Annotated in this window: 23 protein-coding genes; 2 read left to right on the plus strand and 21 right to left on the minus strand. The window is 61.9% G+C overall.

What is annotated here, in order from left to right; all coding sequences use genetic code 11:
• Positions 1–99: 99 nt before the first annotated feature.
• From AC1ECK_RS09935 to AC1ECK_RS09995, 13 genes are all read right to left on the minus strand, one after another.
• Positions 100–1,233 carry a glycosyltransferase gene (locus AC1ECK_RS09935; RefSeq protein ID WP_480318409.1) on the minus strand — a complete coding sequence of 378 codons (1,134 nt, stop codon included), beginning with the start codon at positions 1,231–1,233 and terminating at the stop codon, positions 100–102.
• Positions 1,230–2,480 (minus strand): glycosyltransferase, encoded by a 1,251-nt coding sequence (locus AC1ECK_RS09940; RefSeq protein ID WP_480318412.1) that lies wholly within the window; start codon positions 2,478–2,480, stop codon positions 1,230–1,232. The genes AC1ECK_RS09935 and AC1ECK_RS09940 overlap by 4 nt, the downstream gene beginning before the upstream one ends.
• The gene (gene wecB, locus AC1ECK_RS09945; protein ID WP_480318414.1) at positions 2,473–3,594 is read right to left on the minus strand and encodes a non-hydrolyzing UDP-N-acetylglucosamine 2-epimerase; all 1,122 of its coding nucleotides are present in this window, start codon (positions 3,592–3,594) and stop codon (positions 2,473–2,475) included. Before wecB ends, AC1ECK_RS09940 begins: the two co-directional genes overlap by 8 nt.
• Complete coding sequence (locus AC1ECK_RS09950; protein ID WP_480318416.1) at positions 3,591–5,168, minus strand: polysaccharide deacetylase; 1,578 nt, start codon at positions 5,166–5,168, stop codon at positions 3,591–3,593. Before AC1ECK_RS09950 ends, wecB begins: the two co-directional genes overlap by 4 nt.
• The gene (locus AC1ECK_RS09955) at positions 5,165–6,547 is read right to left on the minus strand and encodes a phenylacetate--CoA ligase family protein (protein WP_480318418.1); all 1,383 of its coding nucleotides are present in this window, start codon (positions 6,545–6,547) and stop codon (positions 5,165–5,167) included. The genes AC1ECK_RS09950 and AC1ECK_RS09955 overlap by 4 nt, the downstream gene beginning before the upstream one ends.
• A 232-nt stretch (positions 6,548–6,779) precedes the next feature.
• Entirely contained in the window at positions 6,780–7,556 is a 777-nt protein-coding gene (locus AC1ECK_RS09960; RefSeq protein WP_480318420.1) for an ABC transporter ATP-binding protein, read from the minus strand.
• A gap of 4 nt (positions 7,557–7,560) precedes the next feature.
• Entirely contained in the window at positions 7,561–8,379 is an 819-nt protein-coding gene (locus tag AC1ECK_RS09965; protein ID WP_480318422.1) for an ABC transporter permease, read from the minus strand.
• A gap of 1 nt (position 8,380) precedes the next feature.
• On the minus strand, positions 8,381–9,796 hold the full coding sequence (locus AC1ECK_RS09970) for a mannose-1-phosphate guanylyltransferase/mannose-6-phosphate isomerase (protein WP_480318424.1): 1,416 nt from the start codon (positions 9,794–9,796) through the stop codon (positions 8,381–8,383).
• Between the two features lie 230 nt (positions 9,797–10,026).
• The gene (gene rfbD / locus AC1ECK_RS09975) at positions 10,027–10,953 is read right to left on the minus strand and encodes a dTDP-4-dehydrorhamnose reductase (protein WP_480318426.1); all 927 of its coding nucleotides are present in this window, start codon (positions 10,951–10,953) and stop codon (positions 10,027–10,029) included.
• Between the two features lie 11 nt (positions 10,954–10,964).
• Positions 10,965–11,516, minus strand: coding sequence for a dTDP-4-dehydrorhamnose 3,5-epimerase (gene rfbC / locus AC1ECK_RS09980; RefSeq protein WP_480318428.1), 552 nt, complete (start codon positions 11,514–11,516; stop codon positions 10,965–10,967).
• Positions 11,501–12,394: a glucose-1-phosphate thymidylyltransferase RfbA gene (gene rfbA / locus AC1ECK_RS09985; protein ID WP_480318430.1), complete on the minus strand. Its 894-nt coding sequence runs from the start codon at positions 12,392–12,394 to the stop codon at positions 11,501–11,503. Before rfbA ends, rfbC begins: the two co-directional genes overlap by 16 nt.
• 10 nt (positions 12,395–12,404) lie before the next feature.
• Entirely contained in the window at positions 12,405–13,466 is a 1,062-nt protein-coding gene (rfbB, locus tag AC1ECK_RS09990) for a dTDP-glucose 4,6-dehydratase (RefSeq protein WP_480318432.1), read from the minus strand.
• Positions 13,467–13,772: 306 nt separating this feature from the next.
• The gene (locus tag AC1ECK_RS09995; RefSeq protein ID WP_480318434.1) at positions 13,773–14,702 is read right to left on the minus strand and encodes a GDP-mannose 4,6-dehydratase; all 930 of its coding nucleotides are present in this window, start codon (positions 14,700–14,702) and stop codon (positions 13,773–13,775) included.
• Between the two features lie 108 nt (positions 14,703–14,810).
• Between AC1ECK_RS09995 and AC1ECK_RS10000 the strand changes: the two genes are divergently transcribed.
• Positions 14,811–15,665 carry a symmetrical bis(5'-nucleosyl)-tetraphosphatase gene (locus AC1ECK_RS10000; protein ID WP_480318436.1) on the plus strand — a complete coding sequence of 285 codons (855 nt, stop codon included), beginning with the start codon at positions 14,811–14,813 and terminating at the stop codon, positions 15,663–15,665.
• A 24-nt stretch (positions 15,666–15,689) separates the two neighbouring features.
• Here the strand turns inward: AC1ECK_RS10000 and AC1ECK_RS10005 are convergent, their stop codons facing one another.
• The 8 genes from AC1ECK_RS10005 to AC1ECK_RS10040 all read right to left on the minus strand — a co-directional run bounded on the left by AC1ECK_RS10005 (position 15,690) and on the right by AC1ECK_RS10040 (position 22,472).
• Positions 15,690–16,574 carry a lysophospholipid acyltransferase family protein gene (locus tag AC1ECK_RS10005; protein WP_480318438.1) on the minus strand — a complete coding sequence of 295 codons (885 nt, stop codon included), beginning with the start codon at positions 16,572–16,574 and terminating at the stop codon, positions 15,690–15,692.
• 48 nt (positions 16,575–16,622) lie between these two features.
• A complete protein-coding gene (locus tag AC1ECK_RS10010) occupies positions 16,623–17,900 on the minus strand; it encodes a dihydroorotase (protein ID WP_480318440.1) in 1,278 nt (425 codons plus the stop codon).
• A 27-nt stretch (positions 17,901–17,927) separates the two neighbouring features.
• Positions 17,928–18,929, minus strand: a complete 1,002-nt coding sequence (locus tag AC1ECK_RS10015; protein ID WP_480318442.1) for an aspartate carbamoyltransferase catalytic subunit — start codon at positions 18,927–18,929, stop codon at positions 17,928–17,930.
• 60 nt (positions 18,930–18,989) lie between these two features.
• The gene (gene pyrR / locus AC1ECK_RS10020) at positions 18,990–19,514 is read right to left on the minus strand and encodes a bifunctional pyr operon transcriptional regulator/uracil phosphoribosyltransferase PyrR (protein ID WP_480318444.1); all 525 of its coding nucleotides are present in this window, start codon (positions 19,512–19,514) and stop codon (positions 18,990–18,992) included.
• The gene (gene ruvX / locus AC1ECK_RS10025; RefSeq protein WP_480318446.1) at positions 19,501–19,941 is read right to left on the minus strand and encodes a Holliday junction resolvase RuvX; all 441 of its coding nucleotides are present in this window, start codon (positions 19,939–19,941) and stop codon (positions 19,501–19,503) included. The genes pyrR and ruvX overlap by 14 nt, the downstream gene beginning before the upstream one ends.
• Positions 19,938–20,516, minus strand: a complete 579-nt coding sequence (locus AC1ECK_RS10030) for a YqgE/AlgH family protein (protein ID WP_480318448.1) — start codon at positions 20,514–20,516, stop codon at positions 19,938–19,940. Before AC1ECK_RS10030 ends, ruvX begins: the two co-directional genes overlap by 4 nt.
• Before the next feature lie 200 nt (positions 20,517–20,716).
• A complete protein-coding gene (locus AC1ECK_RS10035; RefSeq protein ID WP_480318450.1) occupies positions 20,717–22,114 on the minus strand; it encodes a FimL-related protein in 1,398 nt (465 codons plus the stop codon).
• A 187-nt stretch (positions 22,115–22,301) separates the two neighbouring features.
• Complete coding sequence (locus AC1ECK_RS10040; RefSeq protein ID WP_480318452.1) at positions 22,302–22,472, minus strand: rubredoxin; 171 nt, start codon at positions 22,470–22,472, stop codon at positions 22,302–22,304.
• A 283-nt stretch (positions 22,473–22,755) separates the two neighbouring features.
• On the opposite strand from AC1ECK_RS10040, the gene AC1ECK_RS10045 reads away from it, so the two are divergent.
• Positions 22,756–23,616, plus strand: coding sequence for a hydroxymethylpyrimidine/phosphomethylpyrimidine kinase (locus AC1ECK_RS10045; RefSeq protein ID WP_480318454.1), 861 nt, complete (start codon positions 22,756–22,758; stop codon positions 23,614–23,616).
• The last annotated feature ends 69 nt before the right edge of the window (positions 23,617–23,685 follow it).

Here is a 23,685-nt window from a genome sequence, read left to right on the forward strand (position 1 = left end):
AGGACGCTTTCGATTTGCCATGGAAAGAACGCCCCCCAACACAGCAAAAGTCCCAACGGCCGACCCAGCGGAATATACGTCAATCCTGTAGGCGCACCGTTACTCAGCAGACAATACTTGTCGATACAGTGCCTCGTATGCTTGTCCCAAAGCGGGACCGGAAAATAGACGCTCGTAGCGCTCGCGCGCCGCGAGCCCCATCCGCATAGCTAGGGTATCCTCGGCCAGGAGGGTGTTCAGGGCCTCTTTCAATTGTTCCGAACTCTCGGGGGCAACCACAAATCCCGTCACGCCGTGCTCATTGACGTACGAGGTTCCCGAGCCGACTTCGCAGCACACAAGGGGCTTTCCAAACATCGCAGCCTCGACAAGCACCATGCCAAACGCTTCGGAACGTAGGTGTGACGGGAGCACCATAGCGCGACAGCGCCTGAGCAATGCCACCTTTTCGGCATGCGAAACCTGTCCGGCCAGCACGACGTTGGAGGCCCCGACCTCCCTGGCAAGGGCCGATAGATTGCTCATTTCCGGCCCGGATCCGGCAATCACGATTTTTGCCCCGATCGATGGCGCAGCCTCGATCAATGTGTGCAAGCCCTTGTAGTAGCGCAACACACCCAAGGCGAGAAAAAACGGCTCGTCACCGATCATCAGCCGACCTGGCAAATCAGCTTCGTCCGCACCGTCGATCATTTCATCGCGATAGTCCGCTATTCCCAACGGGATCGTCTTGACCCGCTCCGGCTGGACCACGCTCGAGAGAATTGGACTAGTGCGCGCATATTCGGGCGACGTGGCGACGACAGCCGACATCGATCGTAAGGTGGAGCGCATCAGAGGTCCATAAACGTAGCCTAGAGCGCGCTGACGCACAATGTCCGAGTGATAGGTCATGACCGAGGGTTTCTTTTTGCCCCCGAGCAAGTGCAGAACATCCGCAAATGGCCACGGAAAATGGAAGTGCAAGACATCGGCCCAGTCGGCCTGCGCCCGATACTGCCGCAGCGCATCGAAGCCCCCAAGATCACACGAAGCGGGAGCCGCCCATGATCGGGAACGCGTCACGATACCCTCCGGGTACTGGAGATCCCTCGGTATCGGATTCGGTGAAAGCGTGAAAATCCGCGCATCGACACCACGCGCGCGCGTGGACAGGCTGATCTGTCGGATGGCCTCTTGCAGACCACCGGGCGGATCAGGGAAATAGGTACGGTAAATGTGGAGAACCTTCATGCAGCCGCGCCCAACGAGGTCGGCTTACCAGGGTCGTTCCGGTCGCCAGTATGGAAGGTGATGGCGAGCATCTTGTCGAGACGACGTTGCCACGTGTTTTCGCCCACCGCCACACGTGCCTGCTCCGCCGTCAGCTTGCCGCGCCGCAGCTGCGCCTCGATGGCCGCAACAAACGCATCGACATCGCCGCCTACCTCAAGTCCGGCATGCGGTTCTTTCGCGAAGTCCAGCGGAGTCGAAACCACGGGAAGACCAGCCGCCAGGTACTCGTAGAATTTCATGGGGAACATCGAACGGGTGTACTCGTTCAGCAAGGTCGGCAGTACGCCAACCTGCATGGCGCGCAAATACTGCGGCAAGCTCCGATAGCTGCGATACCCAAGCAAGTGCACGTTGGGCAATTGGGACAGTTGCGCCAACAACTCGCTGCGCTGCCCCTCCCGTTGCTCACCGATAATGACCCAATGCCACTCGGGCCGCGCCTGTGCGGTCTTCAGGATCAGCGGAAAGTCCACCTTGAAATCCGACAATACGCCGTGATAGACAAGCCGTGGCTCTGGGATCGCGGCCAGTTCCGCAGGCACCGGCCCTTCTTCGATCGCCTGGCCGAAGTGCCCAGCGTCGACCACATTGCCGAAATAATAGGTGTTCGGGTTGTCCTGCAGGCATTGCTCCCTCAGAGACGTTGCGGTCGTAAACACCGCTTCGCATTGCGCGAGCAGCGCTTTCTGGGCATTGCCGAACGCCACGACGTCAACGCCTGGTATCGCAGCAATATCATCGACACAGTGATAAATGAGCGGTCCGCGCGCAAGCGTCGTAATTGCATCGAGCATGAACGGATGGTAGGTCCAAACGACGGGTTCGATGAACCGATGCGATTTGGCAAACCGGCCAACCGACCAGCGCAGCAGCGCCTGATTTAGCGCGCGCACAATCGGCCAGTGGTGTTTGGCGGGCACCATCAGCGGCGACAGCACCCAGATGTTCTCCGCGCGCCGGGGTGGGCCAAGCACGAGCGACTGCATGCCGCGCCACAGGCGACGCCACAAGCGCGCCCAGTCGCGCCCGCTGCCCACCTTCGGCGACCGGAAACCGACGCTCTCCACATACAGCACCCGCCAGCCGCGTTCGGCCAGGATACTCGCCGTATGCTGCTTGTTAGTCCAGTAGGGTTCGTCCCAATCCGCCGTCGAAAACAGCACGCAGTCTCGGGCGGCAACCGCATCGTCCTCCCGCTCAACCACTGAACACCTCAACCGGACGACCCAGCAAGCTATCGAGAATGCGCTGCGAGGCCAGACCGTCGCCGTACGGATTCGGACGGTTACGAAGCGCCTGTCGACGCGACGGATCGTCGAGCCATGCCACGACGGCGGCCTCGATGCTCTCCGCCGCCTGACCGGCCAGCGTCGAGAAGCCCGCATCCACGCCTTCGCGCCGCTCCGTGTGATTGCGCATCACGACCACCGGCACACCGAAGGTCGGCGCCTCTTCCTGAATGCCGCCCGAATCGCTGACCACCAGCGCGCTGCGGCTAATCAGATAAAGACTGGTCGGATAATCGACCGGTTCGATCAAGGCCAGGTTCGCAATGCCGTCAAGCTCGCGAAGCACAGGACCACGCACTGCTGGATTTAAATGAACCGGGAAGACCCAACGGTAATCGCTGTATCGTTGGCACATATCGCGTAGCACTCGGCAGATGCCTTGCAACACATCGCCGAAATTCTCACGGCGATGACAAGTCACGAGAATGTGCTGCTTCTCCTTGCCATTCCACTCCGGCAGCGGGCTGGCCGGCGGCGTCTGTTGCCAGCTACTGCGCACGGCCGCAATCGAATCCACCACAGAATTGCCTGTGACTACGATCTGCTCCGCAGAAACGCCCTCGCTCAGCAGGTGTTGGCGCGCAAGCTCAGTCGGTGCGAAATGAAGCGTCGCGACCCGACTGAGCAAACTACGATTAGCCTCCTCCGGGAAGGGACTCGTCAAATCGCCAGTACGCAGTCCGGCCTCCACGTGCCCCACCGGAATGCCCCGATGAAACGCTGCAAGGCCCGCGCAGAAAGCCGTCGTGGTGTCACCCTGGACCAGTACCCAATCGGGACGCGCCTGCTCCATAGCCTGATCGAGTGCTGACAGCAGTCGCGCAGAGAGCGAGTTAAGCGTCTGGCCCGGGGTCATCACGTCAAGGCTGATATCCGGTTCAATGCCAAAAAACTCAAGCGCCTGAGCGAGCATCTCCTTGTGTTGGCCGCTGGAGCAGACAATCGTTTCGACCTCGGCGCGCAACGCTGCCACAACAGGAGCGAGCTTGATGACCTCAGGGCGCGTGCCCATGACAACCATGACTTTCATTGCAATGGCTTCCCGGCCTCAACCTGAACATGCGCCCCGCGAAATTCGACGCCTAGCGTAAGTGGCGTCGCGTCGCCGGACGGAGTCTCGATGCGAAATACGCCACCCTCTTCGAATACTTGAGTCAGTGACTTGAACTTGAGGAAATCGAGCGCCGCTTCCTCGTGCATGAAGAGAGGATTTTGGGCCCTGCTTCTGATGTACTCGATGAATTTTTCGTGGGCGTCGATGCGCGACGCCTCGTCCGACCAGCCGTACGCATAGCGCTCGGAAAACGGATGGTCCAGATAGCCGAACAGCGTATTGGTGGAGTAAGCGTAGTCGAAAGCCCGCTTGAAAATGGCAAGCCTGTCGCCCTCGTTGAGCATACATTCACCATGCAACATGCACTGCTGACTGTGCCCGATGAAGCCTGCCGGCAATCCGGCCAATGCGCCGCCACGCGCTGTCATAAACTCCGGATCGTTGCGGATGATCCCGCCGATGCAGCCTTCGTAACCAGCGTCGACGAGACCTCGCATTGCGTAGGGCGGCGACTGGTGAAACGGCGACACCGCGTAACGAACCGGGACGCCCGTCACCGCTTCGATCAAGTGCGCCGAATGACCGCCCTCCGCGAGAGCGTGTTCATAGCTGCCGCCCCAGTTGGGCGCATGAGTCGCCGTATGCGACAGCACCGCGCCCTGTTGCCGGTCTGCCAGCAACTCACGAAGAATGCCGTGATGTTCTTCGCGAGCAAGGTTCTGTGTGTGAACCGCCAACGTGAAAGGCACACCCAGGCGCTGATAGGTTTGCCACAACGGACGCGCCGACTCGACGTCTTCGTCACAATCGAGCCGCGAGGTGATAGCCGCGTCGTAACCCCACGGCAACTCGCTCAGCACTGGTTGACACGGCAACGCGTCCGAACGGTAGCCCGACACAAAATTCTCGACCATTCGCCATTCGAACGAGTCGCACGGGCCGACCGGACGGTTGAACCACAGCACACTTGAGGCGCCGACGTCCCACAACGCGGCGTACGAGAACTGCCGCTCTCCGGTTACGGTAACAGCCGCGACTTCGGCGTTGGCGGGCACATGGGCGGCTTGCGCGACTGCCCAAATCGAGCCGTCGCTACGAATCGCGCCGAAACCGAGGTTGTTCCACTCGTCGGTGAAGTCGAATCGTTCGAACGGGCGATGCCATGGCTGGCCACCCAATGCCTTCGCCAATTCGCTATAACGCACCTCCGCGGCACTCTCACGCGTTTCGCCCGAAGGCGCCGATTCGCTGCGGCTAGCGCCCTCCAACCCGACCGGAAACTCCGACACCTGGTAGTTCAGATAGTCCGCGAGCGCTGCCGGCATCCGGCCGAACACGACGAGCTTGCGCGGTCGCACGCTCAACCATGCGAGCAGGTCCGCACTCCAGCCGTCCGGCGCGTCGACAGCGACGACCAGGTCCGGTGCGTTTGAACGCAACACGCTGCGCGAAATCGCCCGTGCCTGGGTCGCACTAACGGAGCGCTGGACCGCTGCCAACACATACTGGCCGGCTTCGGTCGATGTTCCCGAAAACAGGATTCCAATCATGCGGTCACCACGTGGCGAAATTTGGCCCGGCTACCGACGCGCACCAGATCGTCGTGTCCAACGTAAGCAATCGTAAAAGCGTCCTGCCAGTAGTTGCGCAGCTTATTGGTCGTTTCTTCTGGATTCGCCCACGGCTCAAGCACGATTCGCAGTGTGGGCGGAGTGGTTCGCAGATCGATCTGGAACTCCTGGATACCTCCAACACGGTGATCAAGCATGTCCTGAATATGGTGCGTGGGGTGCGCCACGCCGTTGATTGGCACAATGTCATGGATACGGCCGACCACGTCCGTCAGGAAGAAGCCCTTCTCATTCTCTTCGACTCGCGCAAGGTCACCCGTTGCGTAACGAATCAGCGGCATCAGCCGGTTACGAAAACCTGTGAATACGAGTTCGTGCGCCCCGTCGGGATTCCCTTCCGACAGGCGGCTTTCCGGCCAACCTTCCGATTCGAGAATCTGGAAACCGCCCTCGTGTCCATCCAGTTCATAGGCCATGACGCCGAGCTCGGCGAGGCCATAGCGGTCAATCACGCGGCAACGCAACGCCGATGCGATGGCTTCGCGTGCATACGGCTCGAGCAACTCGCCGCTCGACTCGAACACCCGGAACGCCTTGCCGCCGCCGTACTTGCGCTGCACGTAGCAGGCGAGCGCATACATGGTCGACGGATGCGAATGCGCCAGGTAGGGTTTGCGCCGCTTGAGCGTCTGCCACATTTCCTCCAGACCCTGGTCGTCGATACGATCGAAGAAAATGTTGCTGCGGTTCATCGCAAAACATTTGAAGTCTTCGCGCGACGGCCATTCAGGGATCACCTGATCGGGGAAGCGGCAGGCAAAGTGAAGCTCCGAACGATGACGTAACTTGCCGATACGTTCGCGCGCATAGGAGGTCACCGCCGACGAGTAGTCGGCACCCTCCTGATCGTAGTAGATCGTGCATGCGAGGCCCGTCGAGCCGCCGGTTTTACACGCGTGATGCTTGCCTGCTTCGAGCGGCCCCGACAGCATGCGCGGGCCCTGCTCGCGAATGATGTCCTTTGTCAGATAGGGAAGCTCTTCCAAGTAACGCGCGTCCTGCCTTACCTTTGCCGGATCGAATTGCTTCGCGCCAAACAGGTCCCGATAGTACGGAACTTGTGCGCCCGCGAATTCAAGCATCCCAGCCAGCCGGTCCAGCGCAATGCGGCGGCGCTCCGGCACGGATAATTGATAGTGCTGCCGCAACTCGGCAATCTTGGGACGGACGCTGCGCTTTTCCTTGCTTTCCGCAATGGGATAAGCGATATAGCCACCCGCGAAACCCTTGAGCGTGCGAAACGGCTGCCACACCAGCAAAGACTCTGAGTAACGAAGGAACGGATGATTAGCTCGCATAAAATTCGAACCTTGTTGCGCCTGTCTGACGTCCACTGACCAAGCCACCCCGGTTGAGATCGCAAAGTCAGCGGTACACACTTATTGAAGCGAGCATGTTTCTCGAAGATCGAAACGCGCGCTCCGTTGTGGAGGAGAATGCAGCGGCCTTACTGCTCTGACGTTCGTCGTGACCCAAGTCTATGCGTCAAACCTAGCGGCAACGCGACGAGTCCAGCACAAAACCTTGCCATCAGTGCGGCACCCGCGAGGTGGTGCTGATTAACGGCTCATCGGTCGGTTCGGGTGGAATCACTGCTTCATCGGAGATCATTTTCCCGTGCACCATCGAAATCTTACGGGTACAGACACGGGCGACCAATTTCGGGTCATGCGATGCCACCACCAGAAGCGCAGCCTTCCCAACCAGGCTCTCCAGACGCTCAGCCGCTCTGACACTGAATTCAGCGTCACCGACACTCAACCATTCGTCCATGATCAGAATGTCTGCTTCGACGCTTGTTGAAATGGCGAATGCCAGCCGCAACATCATCCCGCTCGAGTAAGTCCGAACCGGCAAGTTCAGATAATCGCCGAGCTGGCTGAAATCGGCAATCTCGTCAATCTTGCTCCTGATGCGCGCCGGTTTCAGCCCGTCGAGAATGCCCCGCAAATAGATATTTTCGAAGCCGGTCGCGTCGGGATCGAGGCCCATTGAAACATCAAGTAGTGACGCGATCTTGCCGTGGACCTTGAGTTCACCGCGAACCGGTGCATATACGCCCGACAAGGTCCGCAACAAAGTAGTCTTGCCCGACCCGTTGTGCCCAACGAGACCGACCCGCTCCCCCTCTGTGAAGCTGAAGCTCAGATCGTCCAGTGCCTTGACGATCGAATGGCGACCTGCGTCCTGGCCAATGCGTCCGCCTGTCGTAAGGTTAAGCACCGCCTTTTTCAACGAACGATGAGAGTTCTCATAGATCGGAAATTCGACGGAGATGTTACGAGCAGTAATCGATGAAGAACTCACGATATCAAAGCCAATAAGGAACGCGGTTACGAAAACGTTGCATCAGAAACTGCGCAAACGCAAAACCCACGATCAGCAAGCCGATCGACCATGCCCACGATTCCCAATGTGTCGGACGACCAGTAAGCGGTGCACGGACCGTTTCGATCAGATGATAGAGCGGGTTGTACTCGGCAACCCACGCGCGATCTTTCAGAATTTCCGGTGACCACATGACGGGGGTGAAAAAGAACACCACCTGGATCAGATTGGCCACGATAGGGGGGATGTCGCGAAACCGGGCGCACAGCACACCAAGCGTTACGCCAAGCCAGACACCGTGCAACAGGAGTAAAAAAAGAGCCAGTGGAACCAGGGCGAACTCCCAACCCGGCCAGTGTCCGAAGGCAAACAGCAACACAACGACCACCGGCAGGCTGTGCAACAGGATCACAAAATTGCGCCATGCGATTCTGCACACGTGAATCGTGAGTGGCAGACGAATTTGTTTGATCAGATAAGCCGCGCCAATGAAGGCTATGCATCCTTCATTCGCGACCGATGCCAAATAAGCCCAGACGACCAAACCTACCGCGAGGTACGGAAGATACTGGGCAATCTCTTGATGCAAAAGCGTCGAATACAGCGCACCAAGCACGACCACCATGATGATGGTGCTAAGCGTGAACCAAAAGGGCCCAAGCACGGAGCGGCGGTACCGTTGACGAATGTCATGCCAACCCAACGTTCCCCAAACCCGCACCGACTTCATGCCGACCAGCAGATCGTCATGTTCGTTGTGCCGGGTCAGGTCCTCGGTGTCGTTTACAAATGCAATATCCATCTTATGTACGTCCGTAAATGTCATCAAAGCGGACGATGTCGTCTTCGCCCAGATACTCGCCGCTCTGCACTTCAATCATCACAAGCTCGACCACCCCTGGGTTTTCAAGGCGATGCTTATGGCCGGCAGGGATATAGGTCGACTCGTTGGTCGCGACGAAGAACTCCTTGTCGCCGTTGACGACCTTCGCCATGCCGCTCACCACAACCCAATGCTCGTTACGGTGATGATGCATTTGCAGGCTGAGACTCGCGCCCGGCTTGACCTCTATGCGTTTGATCTTGAAGCGGGGGCCCTCTTCGAGCACCGAGTAGGTACCCCACGGCCTGTGCACTGTGCGATGTATCTTGTAGGTTTCGTGACCGCGCGTCTTCAGCTCCGCATAAATCTGCTTCACGTCCTGCGCCCGCTCCTTGTCTGCGACAAGTAACGCGTCGGGCGTATCGATGACGATCAGATTCTCGACGCCCACAGCGCCGATCATCCGCGCACCGCCACGCAAGTAGCAGTTCTTTACATCCACCAGAAGCGCCTCGCCTTCCACGCGGTTACCGCTGCCGTCAGGCGGAGACAGATCACTGAGCGCGGTCCAGGAGCCGACATCCGTCCAGCCGATATCACAGGGAACCACTGCGGCGTGCTCGCACTTCTCCATCACCGCGTAGTCGATCGACAGTTCAGGCACTGCCCCAAAACTGCCCGGATCGAGCCGCACCTGAGCGCCGTCCTTGCCTTCAGCGGAAGGCGATTTCGCCATGCATTCGGTAGCCGCGCTGAGGATTTCCGGACAGTGCAGCTTCATCTCATCCAGAATCGTGCGTGCGGTAAAGCAGAACATCCCCGAGTTCCACAGGAATTTGCCCGATGCAAGATACTCGCGAGCCTTTTCCAAGGATGGTTTTTCGACGAAACGCACCACCGCTTCGCCATCCGCCTCGATATACCCGTAGCCGGTCTCCGGTGTCTCAGGACGCATCCCGAAGGTCACGACCTTGCCCGCCTGCGCAAGTTTTTGCGCAGCAGCAACGGCGCTAGCGAATGCCTTCTGGTCAGCAATGAGATGATCTGCGGCGAGCACGAGCATGACTGTCTGCTCGCCGTGTACTTTCGCGGTATGTAAGGCAGCTGTAGCCACCGCTGCAGCCGTATTACGGCCGAAAGGCTCAAGAATGAAAGACGTCGCACATCCTTTCGCGTTAACCTCGCGAAAATCGTCCTCGGTCTTGAAGAAAAGCTCCCGGTTCGTTACCGTGAGCACCTCCTTCACGCCGGACAACGCGGCTGCCCTCAGGAAAGCCTTCTGCAACAGGCTCTCCCCGTCCGAAAGACGGATGAACGGCTTAGGATGCAACTCTCGCGAAACCGGCCAGAGCCGCGAACCCGCTCCACCACACAGGATAATTGGCAACAAACTCACAGAGTCCCCTCGGTATCCTGCTCACCAGGCAAATGCGCCGCCCATCGACGGTCCGCACCATCCTCAAACAGGCTGATAACTCGACCCAGACGGATCCCCGGCAACCACATGCAACTCCTGCCTGCTGGTCGTCGCATACTGAATATTCTACCCCTGCCCCTTTTGCACACCTCAGCTAGCGCGGGCGCAGCCACTTGAAGCAAGGTCCCGCTCCTATCAAGTTCAGGAGATCAAGAGCGGGCCGCCGGAGATTTCGGAAACGCATCTGTCAGACACAGCTGCAAAGCGTCACGCCAATGCGGGGCAGCGAGGCCGAACACACGAGCCAGTTTCTCGTTCGACATCCTTGAGTTGAACGGACGCTTAGCCGGCGTCGGGTAGTCGGATGCCGGGATGGGCAACACCGTGGGGCGCGCTTCTAGGTCCGCAAGCTCAAAGATCGCTGATGCGAAACCGTGCCACGTCGTAACGTCGCCGGCGCACAGGTGATAAACACCCTTGCGCTCGTGCCACCAGGCCGCGGCGTCGCCGGCGGCCAACGCTTGTGCGGCCGCGTGTGCGGTCAGCGTCGCGATGGTATTGCTCCACGTAGGCGCACCGAACTGATCGGCAACGACCTTCAACTCAGGCCGATCGGCGCCGAGGCGAAGCATCGTCAGCAGAAAATTCTTGCCCCGTGTGCCGTACACCCAGCTCGTCCGGAATATCAGATGATTGACGCCGGTCGCCGCGATTGCGCTCTCACCCGCCAGCTTGCTTCGCCCATACACGTTCTGAGGGTCGGTCGCATCGTCTTCGCTGTAGGTGCCGTCTTTATCGCCGTTAAATACGTAATCCGTCGAATAGTGGATCAGCGCAGCACCAAGCTTCCCGGCCTCTTCGGCAAGTACGCCCGGCGCCTCGCCGTTGATGCGCATCGCGAGCTCGGGCTCGCTCTCCGCCTTGTCGACTGCGGTATAAGCGGCAGGGTTCACAATCAGCGTTGGGCGAACCTCACGCACGACTGCACGTACCTGATCCAGATTGGACAGATCCAGCGTCGTGCGGTCGACCGCGACCACCTGCCCCAGCCCTTGCAGCGTCCGCGCGAGCTCGAAGCCGACCTGGCCGCTTACGCCGGTGACGAGAATCGTCCGTTTCGCATCATGCGCACTCATGCGACGATCTCCTAGGCGAACGTTTCAGCATCAGCCAACCGCTTCCCAGCCGCATCCTTCGCAGCCAGCAGCGGTTCGAAATCAATCGGCCACTCGATGCCGACATCCGGATCGTTCCAGACGATGCTACGCTCGTGCTCCGGGTACCAATAGTCAGTGGTCTTGTAAAGAAACTGCGCAGATTCCGACAGCACCACAAACCCATGCGCAAACCCCGGCGGCACCCACAACTGCCGATGGTTCTCCTCCGACAGAATCACGCCAACCCATTTACCGAAGTTCGGCGAGCTCTTGCGAATATCCACCGCAACGTCAAACACCTCCCCTTCCACGACACGCACCAGCTTGCCCTGCGCGTGCTCGATCTGATAATGCAGACCGCGCAGCACACCCTTCGCCGAACGCGAGTGGTTGTCCTGAACAAACTCGACGCCCACCGCGACATGTTCGGCAAACTCGCGTCCGTTGAAGCTTTCGTAGAAGAAGCCGCGCGCATCGCCGAACACCTTCGGCTCAATGATCTTGACTTCCGGCAACGCCGTTGCGGTTACTTGGATGGCCATGCGACTTGGTCCGTAAGAATGTTTTGCAGATACTTGCCGTAGGCGTTCTTCGCGAGCGGTTTGGCGAGTGCCGACAGTTGCTCACCGTCGATCCACTGCCGCCGGTAGGCAATCTCTTCCGGGCACGCCACCACCAGCCCCTGACGCTTTTGCAGCGTCGCGATGAAGGTTGCCGCTTCGATCAGCGAATCATGCGTGCCGGTATCGAGCCACGCATAGCCGCGCCCCATGATCTCGACGTTCAACTGGCCGGCGGACAGATAGCGCGAATTCAGATCGGTGATCTCGAGCTCGCCACGCGGCGAAGGCTTGATATCGGCGGCGATATCGCAGACCTGCTTGTCGTAGAAGTACAGCCCCGTCACCGCATAGTTGGAACGCGGCTTAACCGGTTTCTCTTCGATCGAAAGCGCACGGAACTGCTTGTCGAACTCCACCACGCCGTAACGCTCCGGGTCGTGCACGTGATACGCGAACACCGTGGCGCCGTCTTCCTGCGCATTGGCGCGATCGAGCTGCTTGGCGAGATCGTGCCCATAGAAAATGTTGTCGCCGAGAATCAGCGCCGACGGATCGTTGCCCACAAACTCGCGGCCAATGATGAACGCCTGGGCGAGACCATCCGGCGAAGGCTGTACCGCGTACTGGATGTTCATGCCCCACTGGCTGCCGTCTCCGAGCATCGCCTCGAAGCGCGGCGTGTCCTGCGGCGTGGAGATGATCAGCACGTCGCGAATCCCCGCCACCATCAGCGTGGACAGCGGGTAGTAGATCATCGGCTTGTCGTACACCGGCAGCAGTTGCTTCGATACGACGTGGGTAATCGGATACAGACGCGTACCCGAACCGCCCGCGAGAATAATGCCTTTGCGCGCCATGACGTTGCCCTTACGCGCGCTGCGCGTAGTTGGTCTCAACCCACTTGCGGTATTCGCCCGAAGCGACTTCGTCAACCCACTCCTGGTTGTCGAGATACCACCGCACCGTCTTAGCCATGCCTGTCTCAAAAGTCTCGGCCGGCTTCCAGCCCAGCTCGCGCTCGAGCTTGCGCGCATCGATCGCGTAACGGCGGTCATGACCGGGGCGGTCCGTCACATACGTGATCTGCTCGCGGTACGAACCGGCGGCCTTCGGACGCTGCTCGTCGAGCAGGTCGCACAGCGTATGCACGACTTCGAGGTTCTTCTTCTCGTTCCAGCCGCCGACGTTGTACGTCTCGCCGGGTACGCCACGCGCCAGCACTTCGCGGATCGCGCTGCAGTGGTCGCCCACGTACAGCCAGTCGCGCACGTTCTGACCGTCGCCGTACACCGGCAGCGGCTTGCCTGCCAGCGCGTTGGCGATCATCAGGGGAATCAGCTTCTCAGGGAACTGGTACGGGCCGTAGTTGTTCGAGCAGTTCGTCGTCAACGTGGGCAGGCCGTACGTATGGTGGTACGCGCGGACCAAGTGGTCGGAACCGGCCTTGGTTGCCGAATACGGGCTGTTCGGTGCATACGGCGTGGTTTCGGAGAACTGCGGATCCGTCGCCGACAGCGAGCCGAATACCTCGTCGGTCGAGACGTGCAGGAAGCGGAAAGCTGCCTTGTCCGCGTCGCTCAGCGTGTTCCAGTACGAGCGGGTCGCTTCCAGCAACGTGAACGTGCCGACCACGTTGGTCTGTACGAAGTCTGCCGGGCCATGAATCGAACGGTCGACGTGGCTCTCAGCGGCGAAGTGCAATACGGCACGGGGCTTGTGCTCAGCGAACAGCGCGTCTAGCGCCGCCCGGTCACAGATGTCGGCACGCACAAACACATGCTTCGGGTTGTCCTGCTGCGACTTGAGCGTGCGCAGATTGCCTGCGTAGGTCAGCTTGTCGAGATTGAGGACCGGTTCGTCCGAAGCGTTCAGCCAGTCAAGCACGAAATTGGCGCCGATAAAGCCGGCACCGCCCGTTACCAGGATCATGGAGTTCCTTTCTAGATGTTCGTAGCCGATGCGACCTGACGTGTCGATCCGGTCACCCGTATGGTTGGTTTGCGACGCTTCTAATTACCTTACGGCTGCGTCCTATATTAAAACGGGCGCTCAAAAGCTCAAATTTTATGATGCCCCGATTATAAAGCGGCGGCAGGTAAAAACCAGAGCCCTAACAACTTGAAACAGCTTGACAAGGATCGCTAACGAATGCAGGAAAAATAGAGAAAACTGCTCGTGACCCCCGCTGGTTCCACGGCAATCGGTTCCAATGAGATTAATCTGAGGAAAATCCCCTCAAGCCGCCAGCATCCAACCCAGCGTCTCCCTGAACCCGATCGCCTCCACCTCCGGCGCCAGTCCGCGCAGCTTGGCGGGTGCCCCCACCAGCACCTTCACGTCCGTCGGCCGCACGAATGCCGGATTGACGCGAATTTGCAATTCATGCCCGGTAATTTCGCTGGCCATCGCGAGGATCTCGCGCAAGGTATAAGGCTGCCCGGTACAAACATTGACAATCTCGCCGGCGGCCGGGCACTCCAGCAGCGCCTCATAGGCCCGTACCACGTACCGCACGTCCGAAAAATCCCGCGCCACGTCGATATTGCCCAGCGAAATCTCAGGTTCGCGCCGCGCAAAATGCTCGACGATCTTCGGCACCAGGAAATTCGCGCTCTGCCCCCGGCCGGTATAGTTAAACGGCCTGACAATCAGAATCGGCAGCCGGTCGAACCATGTTCGCGCCATCGATTCCATCGCCGCCTTGCTCGCCGCATAGTGGTTGACGGGCGCCACCGGGAAGCTCTCGTCGATCGCCTCGCTGGTGACGTTGCCATAAACATTCGCACTGCTCGCAATGAGGATCTTGCGCGGCGTATGGCCAACATCGGCGCAGGCCTGCAGCAGGTTCAGTGTGCCGAGCACGTTGACGCGGTAGAAATCGAGCAGATCGTCGTGTCCGACGAAGCTGATGGCCGCCAGGTGCACGATGTAATCGGGCCGCACCTCGTCGATCACGCGCCGGCACTGTTCGAGCGACGTGATATCGAGCCGGCGCCGCGACGGCGTTTCCGGCGCGCCCTGTCCGGCCACGGTCTCGGTCACCGCATGGCCGCTGGCCAGCAGATTGCTGATCAGCCAGGCGCCGGTAAAGCCGCTGGCGCCGGTAACGAGTGTCCGTGCCAGATGTTCAGCGTGTTTCGCTGGCTTCGTCGTTGCTTCGTTCACCCACATTCTCCATTGCCTGATGCGTCGCAATACCGTCGCATCAATCGGGCTATTATGTCACGCTACCATGTAGCTTCCTCCGCTTGTCCGTACCTGATTCCGCCCCAGATGACCGTTTCCAGCCCGTCGTATTCCGCACCCCTTGCCTTCGGTGACCTGCAAGGTTGCCGCACCCAGTTCCAGCAACTGCTCGCCAAGGCCGCGCCGTCGCCCGACACGCCGTTGTGGTTCGCCGGCGATCTTATTAATCGCGGCGGCGAGTCGCTCGCTACGCTGCGCGACATCATCGCATTGGGCGAACGTGCCAAACCGGTGCTGGGTAATCACGACCTGCATCTGCTGTCGGTTTCCGCGGGCATTCGCAAATCGAAAAAAGGCGACACGATCGACGAGATTCTCGCCGCACCCGATGCGGAAGACCTGCTGCACTGGGTGCGCCACCGGCCGCTCGTGTACGTCGAGAACGACATGCTGCTGGTGCATGCAGGCGTATTGCCGCAATGGGATGTGACGCTGACGCTGGAGCTGGCCGACGAACTGCAGCGCGCGCTGCGGGCGCCGAACTGGAAGGAAACGCTGGCGGGTCTGTACGGCAACGAGCCGAATCGGTGGAAGCCTGGTCTGAAGGGCATCGACCGTCTGCGGCTGACCTGCACCGCCCTCACGCGCATGCGCTTTTGCAATTCGGATGGCGTGATGGACTTCAGCACCAGCGGCGGCCTCAATTCGGCGCCGCCGGGCTTCATGCCGTGGTTCGACGTGCCGTCGCGCAAGACCGCCGACATCACCGTGGTGTTTGGTCACTGGGCCGCGCTGGGCCTGATGATGCGCGACAACCTGATCGGTCTCGATTCAGGCTGCGTGTGGGGTGAAAAGCTGTCCGCTGTGCTGCTCTCGGCCAATCCGGCTGAACGCACCCTCACCCAGGTCGAATGCGCGGGCTGCCGCGCCTCGGCGGAGTAGACCGCCTTCCTTGGCTCGGCCAGGCTAAGCTGAGCGTCCGTGCTGATCGATGCCGTCGTCGATCAGCCGCTTTTCCTGAGACGCCACGGCATCCGCAGCCCTCGTCACACCCGCCGCAGTGTCCGTTCCGCTCCCGGGCGCGGGAGCCACAGCTGCAGCCAGGGCCGGCGCGCCGGCACCTTGCAGGCTGCGCAAGGCCGCCCCGACCGACTGCTCCGCCTGCGCCGCCAACGTGCGCCGGTCGGCGCCCGGCGTCAGCGCCTCACCCACATACACGTGCGCGGTCAGCGGGCCGCCGCGCAGCAGCGCGTCGAGCGACTGACCAAGCGAAACGTCGTCGATGTAGGCCGGCGCGGTCGATTGCCGGCCCTGCGCGTCTTCGTACATCAGGCAGACCGGCTGCACGGGACTGCCCGCCGAGACCGCGGCCTGAAACATGTTGGCGTGAAACGGCAGCAGCGCGAGACCGTTCGAGGTGGTGCCTTCCGGGAACACGCACATCAGCTCGCCCGCGCTCAGCCGGTCGGACAGTTCATGCATGATCCGCCTGGCATCGCTACGCTTCTCGCGCTGGATGAACACCGTGCCCAGTTGCTGTGCGAGCCAGCCCACCACCGGCCATTTGCGGATCTCGGCCTTCGAGACGAACGGCGTCGGCCGCCACGCGTTGATGACGTAGATATCGATCCACGAGATGTGATTCGCCACCACCAGCGCGCCGGCATCGAGCCGCGCGCTGTCGTTGTGGACCACGAGGCGCATGCCGCACAGCCGCAGCATCTTCAGCGACCACGCGCGGTTGAGCGCTTCGCGCTCGGCGGCGCTCGCGCGCGGAAAGCGCGTCGCCACCGTCCACATGCCGTGCAGCAGATGCACGATCAACCAGGCCTTGCGAAATGCGAGCTTCATGGTTGCAGCTTTCCGTGTCTATCGGTAACGGGCAAGTTAACTGGGGGCTCAACGCTGTTCGAACGCAACGTGTCCGGAGACGAGCGTCGCGCGCACGCGCGCCGGCAACTCGTAGCCGAGGAACGGCGTGTTGTGCCCCTGGCTCTTCAACGCACGCGGCTCCACGCGCCAGTGAGCATTGCGGTCGAACAGGCACAGATCGGCGCTGGCGCCAACTTCGATGCGCCCTGCGTCCAGCTTCAGCACCCCAGCAGGGGAGCCGGTGATCCGCTCAAGCGCCTTGGCTAACGGCACGCCCGCCTCTTCGGCCCACTTCACCGTCAGCGACAGCAACAGTTCCAGCCCGGTCGCGCCCGGCGTCGCTTCTGCGAACGGCAGCAGCTTTTCGTCATCGTCGACGGGAGTGTGGTCGGAGCAGATCGCGTCGATCGTACCGTCGGCAAGCCCGGCGCGGATCGCTTCGCGATCGCGTTGCGAGCGCAGCGGCGGATCGAGGCGGAACTGGGCGTCGAAGTAGCCGATATCCAGATCGATCAGGTGGATATGGTTCACGGTCACGTCGCACGTCACCGGCAGGCCTTCGGCCTTCGCCGCCCGCATCAGTTCGACGCCCGCCGCCGAGGACAGATGCGACAGGTGCACACGCGCTCCGGTCACGCGGACCAGTTCGAAGATCGTATGCAGCGCGATGGTCTCGGCTGCGACCGGCACACCCGAAAGCCCCAGCCGCGACGCCAGCGCCCCGCTGGCAGCGACGCCGCCACGGCCCAGGTACGCATCCACAGGACGCAGCCAGACGGTGTAGCCGTAGGTGTTGGCGTACTGCAGCGCGCGCAGCAGCACCTGCGTGTCCACCACCGGCACATCGGCCTGCGAAAAGCCGATACAGCCCGCCTCGGTCAGCTCGACCATCTCGGTGATGACCTGGCCCTTGAGGCCCACCGTCAGCGCGCCGAGCGGATAGACGTGCGCCTGGTCCAGATTGCGCGCGCGAAACTTCAGCATTTCGACGAGGCCCGGTTCGTCGAGCACCGGATCGGTATCCGGCAAGCAGACGAGGCTTGTCACGCCGCCCGCGAGCGCAGCGGCCATTTCCGATTCGAGCGTCGCCTTGTGCTCGTAGCCCGGTTCGCGCAGCCGCGCGGCAAGGTCGACCAGGCCCGGCGCGATCGTGAGGCCGGTGGCATCGATAGTCTTCTCCGCGTGGAAATCCGCGGGTGCGGCGCCGAGCGCGACGATCTTGCCTGCCGCAATGAAAACGTCCTGCCGCTGTTCGGTGCCGGCTGCCGGGTCGATCAGCGTGCCGCCTTGAATATGAATCTTCATGCGCTGCCTTTGTTGTACTCAGTCGTCTCAGTCATTGTTCCCGGCCACGATGCCCATCACCGCCATCCGCACCGCAATGCCGAACGTCACCTGATTCAGGATCACCGATTGCGGACCGTCGGCCACCTGCGAGTCGATTTCGACGCCGCGGTTCATCGGGCCCGGGTGCATCACGATGGCATCGGGCTTCGCCAGCGCGAGACGCTCCGGCGTCAGCCCCCAGCTCTTGAAGTACTCCTGCGCCGACGGCAGCAGCGCGCCGCTCATCCGCTCGTTCTGCAGACGCAGCATGATGATCACGTCGACGTCCTTCAGGCCTTCGTCGAGGTTGTGGAACACCCGCACGCCCATCTGCTCGAGGCCGCCCGGCAGCAAGGTACGCGGACCGATCGCGCGCACTTCGGGAACGCCGAGCGTAGTCAGGGCATGAATGTCGGAGCGCGCGACGCGCGAATGCAGGATGTCGCCGACAATCGCCACCCGCAGATTGGTGAAATCCTTCTTGTAGTGGCGGATCGTGTACATGTCGAGCAGACCCTGGGTCGGGTGTGCATGACGGCCGTCGCCGGCGTTGATCACGTGCACATGCGGCGCGCAATGCTCGGCAATCAGGTACGGCGCGCCGCTCGATGCATGACGCACCACGAACATGTCGGCATGCATCGCGGACAGGTTGTTGATCGTGTCGAGCAGCGACTCGCCCTTGCTGGTCGACGAGGCGTTGATGTTCAGATTGAGCACGTCCGCCGACAGGCGCTTCGCCGCGATTTCGAAGGTCGTGCGGGTGCGCGTCGAGTTCTCGAAGAACAGGTTGAACACCGACTTGCCGCGCAGCAGCGGCACCTTCTTGACCTCGCGGTCCGTCACGCTGACGAACTGCTCGGCGGTATCGAGAATGTGCGTGACGATCTTGCGCGGCAGGCCTTCGATGGTCAGCAGATGCTTGAGCTCACCGTTTTTGGTGAGCTGCGGGTTGCCCTTCAGGAAGCCGTAGCGAAAGCGGTCCGGCGACGGGGTAGCGGTATTCATGGGGTGACCTGAGTGGTTTTCAGTACGTGCGCCCTGGCAGGCAGAGCGCGCACGTCGCGCTCAATCGGCGCGTGCTTCGGTATGAAATGTGAAACGCTCGCCGCCGCTCTGATCGCGTGCGAGCACGAGCGTGGCGTCGGCCGGCACGTCCACCACGCCACCGACGAAGCGCGCCGCCACCGGCAACTCGCGGCCGCCGCGATCGGCAAGCACCGCCAGCTCCACCGAAGCAGGCCGGCCGTAGTCGTACAGCTCGTTCAGCGCGGCGCGCACCGTGCGGCCGGTGTACAGCACGTCGTCGACCAGCACGATGCGGCGCTTGTCCACTTCGAACGGCAACGATGTCGGGCTCGCCTGCGCGTGCAGGCCTTTCTTCGCATAGTCGTCGCGATGCAGCGCCACATTGACCACGCCGAAGCTGCCGGCGTTCAGGTCGCGCGCCAGACGCTGCGCGAGCCACGCACCGCCGCTATGGATGCCGGCCAGCCCGACAGCATCGGGGCCGCCGTTGAATTGCCCGCCGTACGCGGCACGGATCTGTTCGAGCAAGGCGCGATACAGCGCCTCCGCGTCAAGGGAACTCATGATCGTCGGAAAGTCCGTCTAGATATTGCTGGAGGATGATGCAGGCGGCTTCGGCGTCGAGCATGTCGGCGCGGCCGTTGCCGGCGCGAATCTCGGCCTTCGCCTCGACCGACGAATAGCGTTCGTCAACCCACGTCACCGGCAGATTGAAGCGGCCGTTGAGCTGGTTGCCGAAGCGTTTGGCGAGTTGCGTCATTTCGTGAGGCGCGCCGTCGGGATGCATCGGCAAACCGACTACCAGCGCATCCGGCTTCCACTCGGCAATCAGTTTGCCGAGCGCCTCGAAGCGATACTCGCGGTTGCGGTTTTGTACTACCACGAGCGGTCGCGCGCTTTTGGTCAGCGAGTTGCCGACCGCCACGCCGATGCGTTTTTCGCCATAGTCGAACGCCAGCAGCGTTGCCGCCCGTCCGGCCGGACTACTCATGCGTGACCTGCTTCGCCCGAGAGCATGGAGAGGGAAATGCCGAGCAGCGCGAGGGCCGCTTCGAGACGTTCTTCAGCCGGTACGTCGAACACGATCTTCGGATCGGCTTCGACGGTGAGCCAGCCGTTCTTCGAGATCTCTTCTTCGAGCTGGCCGGCGCCCCAGCCGGCGTGGCCGAGCGTGAGCAGGAAACGTTCCGGGCCGGTGCCGCTCGCTACGGCTTCGAGCACGTCTTTCGAAGTGGTCATTTCCAGGCCGCCGGGCACCGACATCGACGAGGTGTACGGGCTGCCGTCCTTCGGGTAATGAAGCACGAAGCCACGCTCGGTTTGCACCGGGCCGCCGAAGTACACGGGGACATGCAGCAGAGGTTCGATCTCCAGCTTCAGATCGATGCGACTGAAGAGCGCTTCCAGATCGATATCGGTCGGCCGGTTGATCACGAGGCCGAGCGCACCGCGCTCACTGTGATCGCAAAGGTAGACCACCGTTCCTGAAAACGTGGGGTCCGCCATGTTCGGCATGGCGATCAGGAACTGGTTGGTCAGATTGATGCGATCGGTACTCTTGGACATAGTTCGGATTTTAGCAAAGACGATGCGGAATGGCGGGCTTTGAGCGTGGGCAGTCAGGTTCGCCGCGATCCATGAACGGGGGATCATATTGCCACTCTATCACGCGCTTACACGTTGCCAACGGTGGGTTTTCGGATGCGCATCCGGGCATGCACCAGATTGACGTCCGGGTCGCTGTTCCGCAAACCGGAGCCGTGCGCTCAAGCTTGCTCGATCGCCCGTGTCAGCGCGGCTAGAGCCGGGCCCGCAGTCAGCGGCGCCACTCCTGCGGCGATCGTATGCAGCATGGCACGCAAGGCTTCGGCGCCTTGTTCGAGCGCAGCCGCGTCCGGCGCGCCGCTGCCCGGCGTCGAGATTCCAGCGTAGGCACGCCGCCGCCATGCCAGCCCGAGCGCGTCCGCGAGCAGCGCAACATGGCCGAGGCCCAGGGCACACGCAGCCGCGCCGAGCCGGTAAGCGGCATCGCCCGCCTGCAGCGCTTCGCCAGGATCGGCTTTGTCGGGATGACCGGTGCCCCGCGCGTGCTCGGCGAGCGCGATGATGGCCGCATCTCCGGTCTGCAGGAAATCTTCATACGCATGGGCGTTGACGGTCAACACCCCCAGTTCGCGCGTGCGCGATTCGCGCAAACCGGCGCCGAAGCCCGGTTCCTGCGCCGCGCCCTCCTCCCACAGCGCTTCCGATTCCTGCGTGCCGGCCACGTGCCAGTCGACCGTCAAACCATAGTCGCGCAGCAAGGCGACCGGTTCGGCATCCTCGGCAGCCGCGCCGAACAAGGCGTAGTCGCGCCACAGCAGCGCCAGCGTCGCGCGTACCAGCGAGCGCGAGGCCAACGGCAAGCCGCGCGCATGATCGGCCAGCGCGAGATTGCAGCGCGCGTGGAAACGCCGTGCGTCCGCGTCCCCGACCAGGTGACCGCTCACGCGCAGCGAGTTAGCACACGCCGAAGCGAGACGCCAGAAGTCGTAGGGATCGGGACCGGCGAGTTCGGCAAGGCAGGCATCCAGTTCGTCCAGCGCTGCGCGCGTCAGCGCGGCGGCTGCAGCGCTGGCGGCGCCGTCGCTCGAATGCGCCCGCAACACCGGCAGCAAGGCGCGCTCATAGCGGGCGCGCAAATGCGTCAGCCGCTGCGCAGGTTGCGCGCTGAACGATACCGGCGGCAACGGCCTCGCGGCCAGCGCGAGATCTTCGAAGGTGACGGCGTAGCCGGGAGTGTGCTGAGCAATCAGCGCGTTGAGAGCGTGGTAATGCGCGAAGAGAGCGGGCGAGCAGGACAGCTCGCGCAGATTGCGCCGCCCGATCGCCGCCCGCAAATCATTGAGGGCCGCGTTGAACAAGCGCCGCGCGTCGGACTCGTCAGGCAGTTCGACTGCAGTCAACGGCGACGCCAGCAGCAGCGCATCCGCCAGCCGCTGCGCGCCGAGCCAGCCCGCTTCGCGCAGCGCATGCACTGCCCGCAACAGCGGAGCCGCCGGATTGGTGCGCTGCTCGAGCGCCAGCTGCGCTTCGGCGAGCGCGAGTTCCGCGGAACGCACCGACCCGCCACGCGGGTTCGGCAGTGCCTCGAAAGAACTGGAAGATGCGGATCGAGGGGTCATGGGCAAGCGGCATGAACACTGACAGGCCGGCGCACGGCCGTGCGCGCCAAGGAGCGCCCGAGCCCGCGACAGTACGATGACGAACTACCGTTGCGACAGCGCACCAACAGGTTGGCGCCGCGCTGCAGCAACGCACGGCCGACGCGCGCGCTCACGCCGCCGCCGACACGCGCGACTCTCCCGATGGTCAGATCTGGACCATCTCGAAGTCTTCCTTGCGGGCGCCGCATTCCGGGCAAGTCCAGTTAATGGGAACATGTTCCCAACGCGTGCCCGGCGCGATCCCTTCATCTGGCAAACCGGCTTCTTCGTCGTAGATCCAGCCGCAGATCAGGCACATCCAGCTTCTATGTTCCATTCTTGTGTCGCGTCAAAAAGGGCGTTGAAACGAGAGCCATGATGGTACCGTGTTGCCGCCCCAATGCCTAGCAATCGAAAGTCGCCATGGTAACGCGTCCGCGGCGCGCTGCCCGCGACGCCGGACAAGGAACCGGACAAGATACGGCGCGATGCCCCGAGTCTGTGCGTAAAGCCCTTCGCGGATGCGAAAAAACGCCCCAGGCGCACTTTAGGCCGCATAATTGAGCCGACTACGTGCCCAGTGCGCGCTTACATTCGCTCCTTTCCTGCCCACCATTTTCATGCCCAGCGACACTCCTCCGATCGTTCTCACCTTCGGCCTCTCCGATCCGACGGGCGGCTCCGGCCTGCAAGCCGACCTGATGACGCTAGCCAGCATGGGCTGCCACGGCGTCAGCGTGCTGACCGGCTACACCGTGCGCGATTCGGCGAGCTGCGATGAAGTTACCGGGCTGGACCCGGAAGTCGTCGCCACCCAGGCGCGCATGCTGCTGGAAGACATGCCCATTGCCGCCTTCAAGGTAGGCGCCGCCACGCGGGCGGAAGTGGTGAGCGCGATCGCCGAAGTCGTGGCCGACTACGACGACATTCCGCTGATTCTCGCCCCCGACTTCACGCTCGACGACGAACACGTGCTCGCTGCCGACGAACTGCGCGAAGCGATTGCCGACCTGCTCGCGCCGCAGACCACACTGCTGGTGGCCGATCACGCTACGCTGCTCGCGCTCGCCCAGCCGGATGGCGACGCCGAGGCTCCAAGCCTCGATGCCGCAATTTCGCATCTGCTGTCGCAGGGCTGCGAGTACATTCTGTCCACGGAAACCGGCACGCACCGCCTCGTCAATACGCTGTTCAGCGACGACGGCCAGTTGCGCCAGGATATGTGGGACCGCGGCGCGCACCGCATCATGGGCCTGACCGATACGCTCGGCGCGGCGATTGCCGCGCTGCTCGCGAACGGCCAGGAGCCGGCCGAGGCGGTGCGCGAAGCGCAGGAGTATCTGTATCAGGCGATGCGCAGTGCGTTTCGCCCTGGTATGGGTGCGTATCTGCCGGACCGGTTCTTCTGGGCACGCAGCAGCGACGAAGACACGCCGCTCGGTAGCGGCAAGGATGCGCCGCCGGGAGAGGCACGGCATTGAGCGTTTTGATTCTAAAAGTAGCGCTACTGCGGACAACAGGGGCGAGATATTTATCATTTCCCCCTCACA

This window comes from Paraburkholderia sp. SSBN10T, from assembly GCF_056619545.1.

Excerpts from the sequence above, each read along its gene's own strand:
- AC1ECK_RS09935 (WP_480318409.1), bottom strand. The coding sequence starts at position 1,233 with ATGAAGGTTCTCCACATTTACCGTACCTATTTCCCTGATCCGCCCGGT.
- wecB (WP_480318414.1), bottom strand. The coding sequence starts at position 3,594 with ATGAAAGTCATGGTTGTCATGGGCACGCGCCCTGAGGTCATCAAGCTC.
- AC1ECK_RS09950 (WP_480318416.1), bottom strand. The coding sequence starts at position 5,168 with ATGATTGGAATCCTGTTTTCGGGAACATCGACCGAAGCCGGCCAGTAT.
- AC1ECK_RS09955 (WP_480318418.1), bottom strand. The coding sequence starts at position 6,547 with ATGCGAGCTAATCATCCGTTCCTTCGTTACTCAGAGTCTTTGCTGGTG.
- AC1ECK_RS09965 (WP_480318422.1), bottom strand. The coding sequence starts at position 8,379 with ATGGATATTGCATTTGTAAACGACACCGAGGACCTGACCCGGCACAAC.
- rfbD (WP_480318426.1), bottom strand. The coding sequence starts at position 10,953 with ATGAGTGCGCATGATGCGAAACGGACGATTCTCGTCACCGGCGTAAGC.
- rfbC (WP_480318428.1), bottom strand. The coding sequence starts at position 11,516 with ATGGCCATCCAAGTAACCGCAACGGCGTTGCCGGAAGTCAAGATCATT.
- rfbA (WP_480318430.1), bottom strand. The coding sequence starts at position 12,394 with ATGGCGCGCAAAGGCATTATTCTCGCGGGCGGTTCGGGTACGCGTCTG.
- rfbB (WP_480318432.1), bottom strand. The coding sequence starts at position 13,466 with ATGATCCTGGTAACGGGCGGTGCCGGCTTTATCGGCGCCAATTTCGTG.
- AC1ECK_RS10000 (WP_480318436.1), top strand. The coding sequence starts at position 14,811 with ATGACCGTTTCCAGCCCGTCGTATTCCGCACCCCTTGCCTTCGGTGAC.
- AC1ECK_RS10005 (WP_480318438.1), bottom strand. The coding sequence starts at position 16,574 with ATGAAGCTCGCATTTCGCAAGGCCTGGTTGATCGTGCATCTGCTGCAC.
- AC1ECK_RS10010 (WP_480318440.1), bottom strand. The coding sequence starts at position 17,900 with ATGAAGATTCATATTCAAGGCGGCACGCTGATCGACCCGGCAGCCGGC.
- AC1ECK_RS10015 (WP_480318442.1), bottom strand. The coding sequence starts at position 18,929 with ATGAATACCGCTACCCCGTCGCCGGACCGCTTTCGCTACGGCTTCCTG.
- pyrR (WP_480318444.1), bottom strand. The coding sequence starts at position 19,514 with ATGAGTTCCCTTGACGCGGAGGCGCTGTATCGCGCCTTGCTCGAACAG.
- ruvX (WP_480318446.1), bottom strand. The coding sequence starts at position 19,941 with ATGAGTAGTCCGGCCGGACGGGCGGCAACGCTGCTGGCGTTCGACTAT.
- AC1ECK_RS10030 (WP_480318448.1), bottom strand. The coding sequence starts at position 20,516 with ATGTCCAAGAGTACCGATCGCATCAATCTGACCAACCAGTTCCTGATC.
- AC1ECK_RS10035 (WP_480318450.1), bottom strand. The coding sequence starts at position 22,114 with ATGACCCCTCGATCCGCATCTTCCAGTTCTTTCGAGGCACTGCCGAAC.
- AC1ECK_RS10040 (WP_480318452.1), bottom strand. The coding sequence starts at position 22,472 with ATGGAACATAGAAGCTGGATGTGCCTGATCTGCGGCTGGATCTACGAC.
- AC1ECK_RS10045 (WP_480318454.1), top strand. The coding sequence starts at position 22,756 with ATGCCCAGCGACACTCCTCCGATCGTTCTCACCTTCGGCCTCTCCGAT.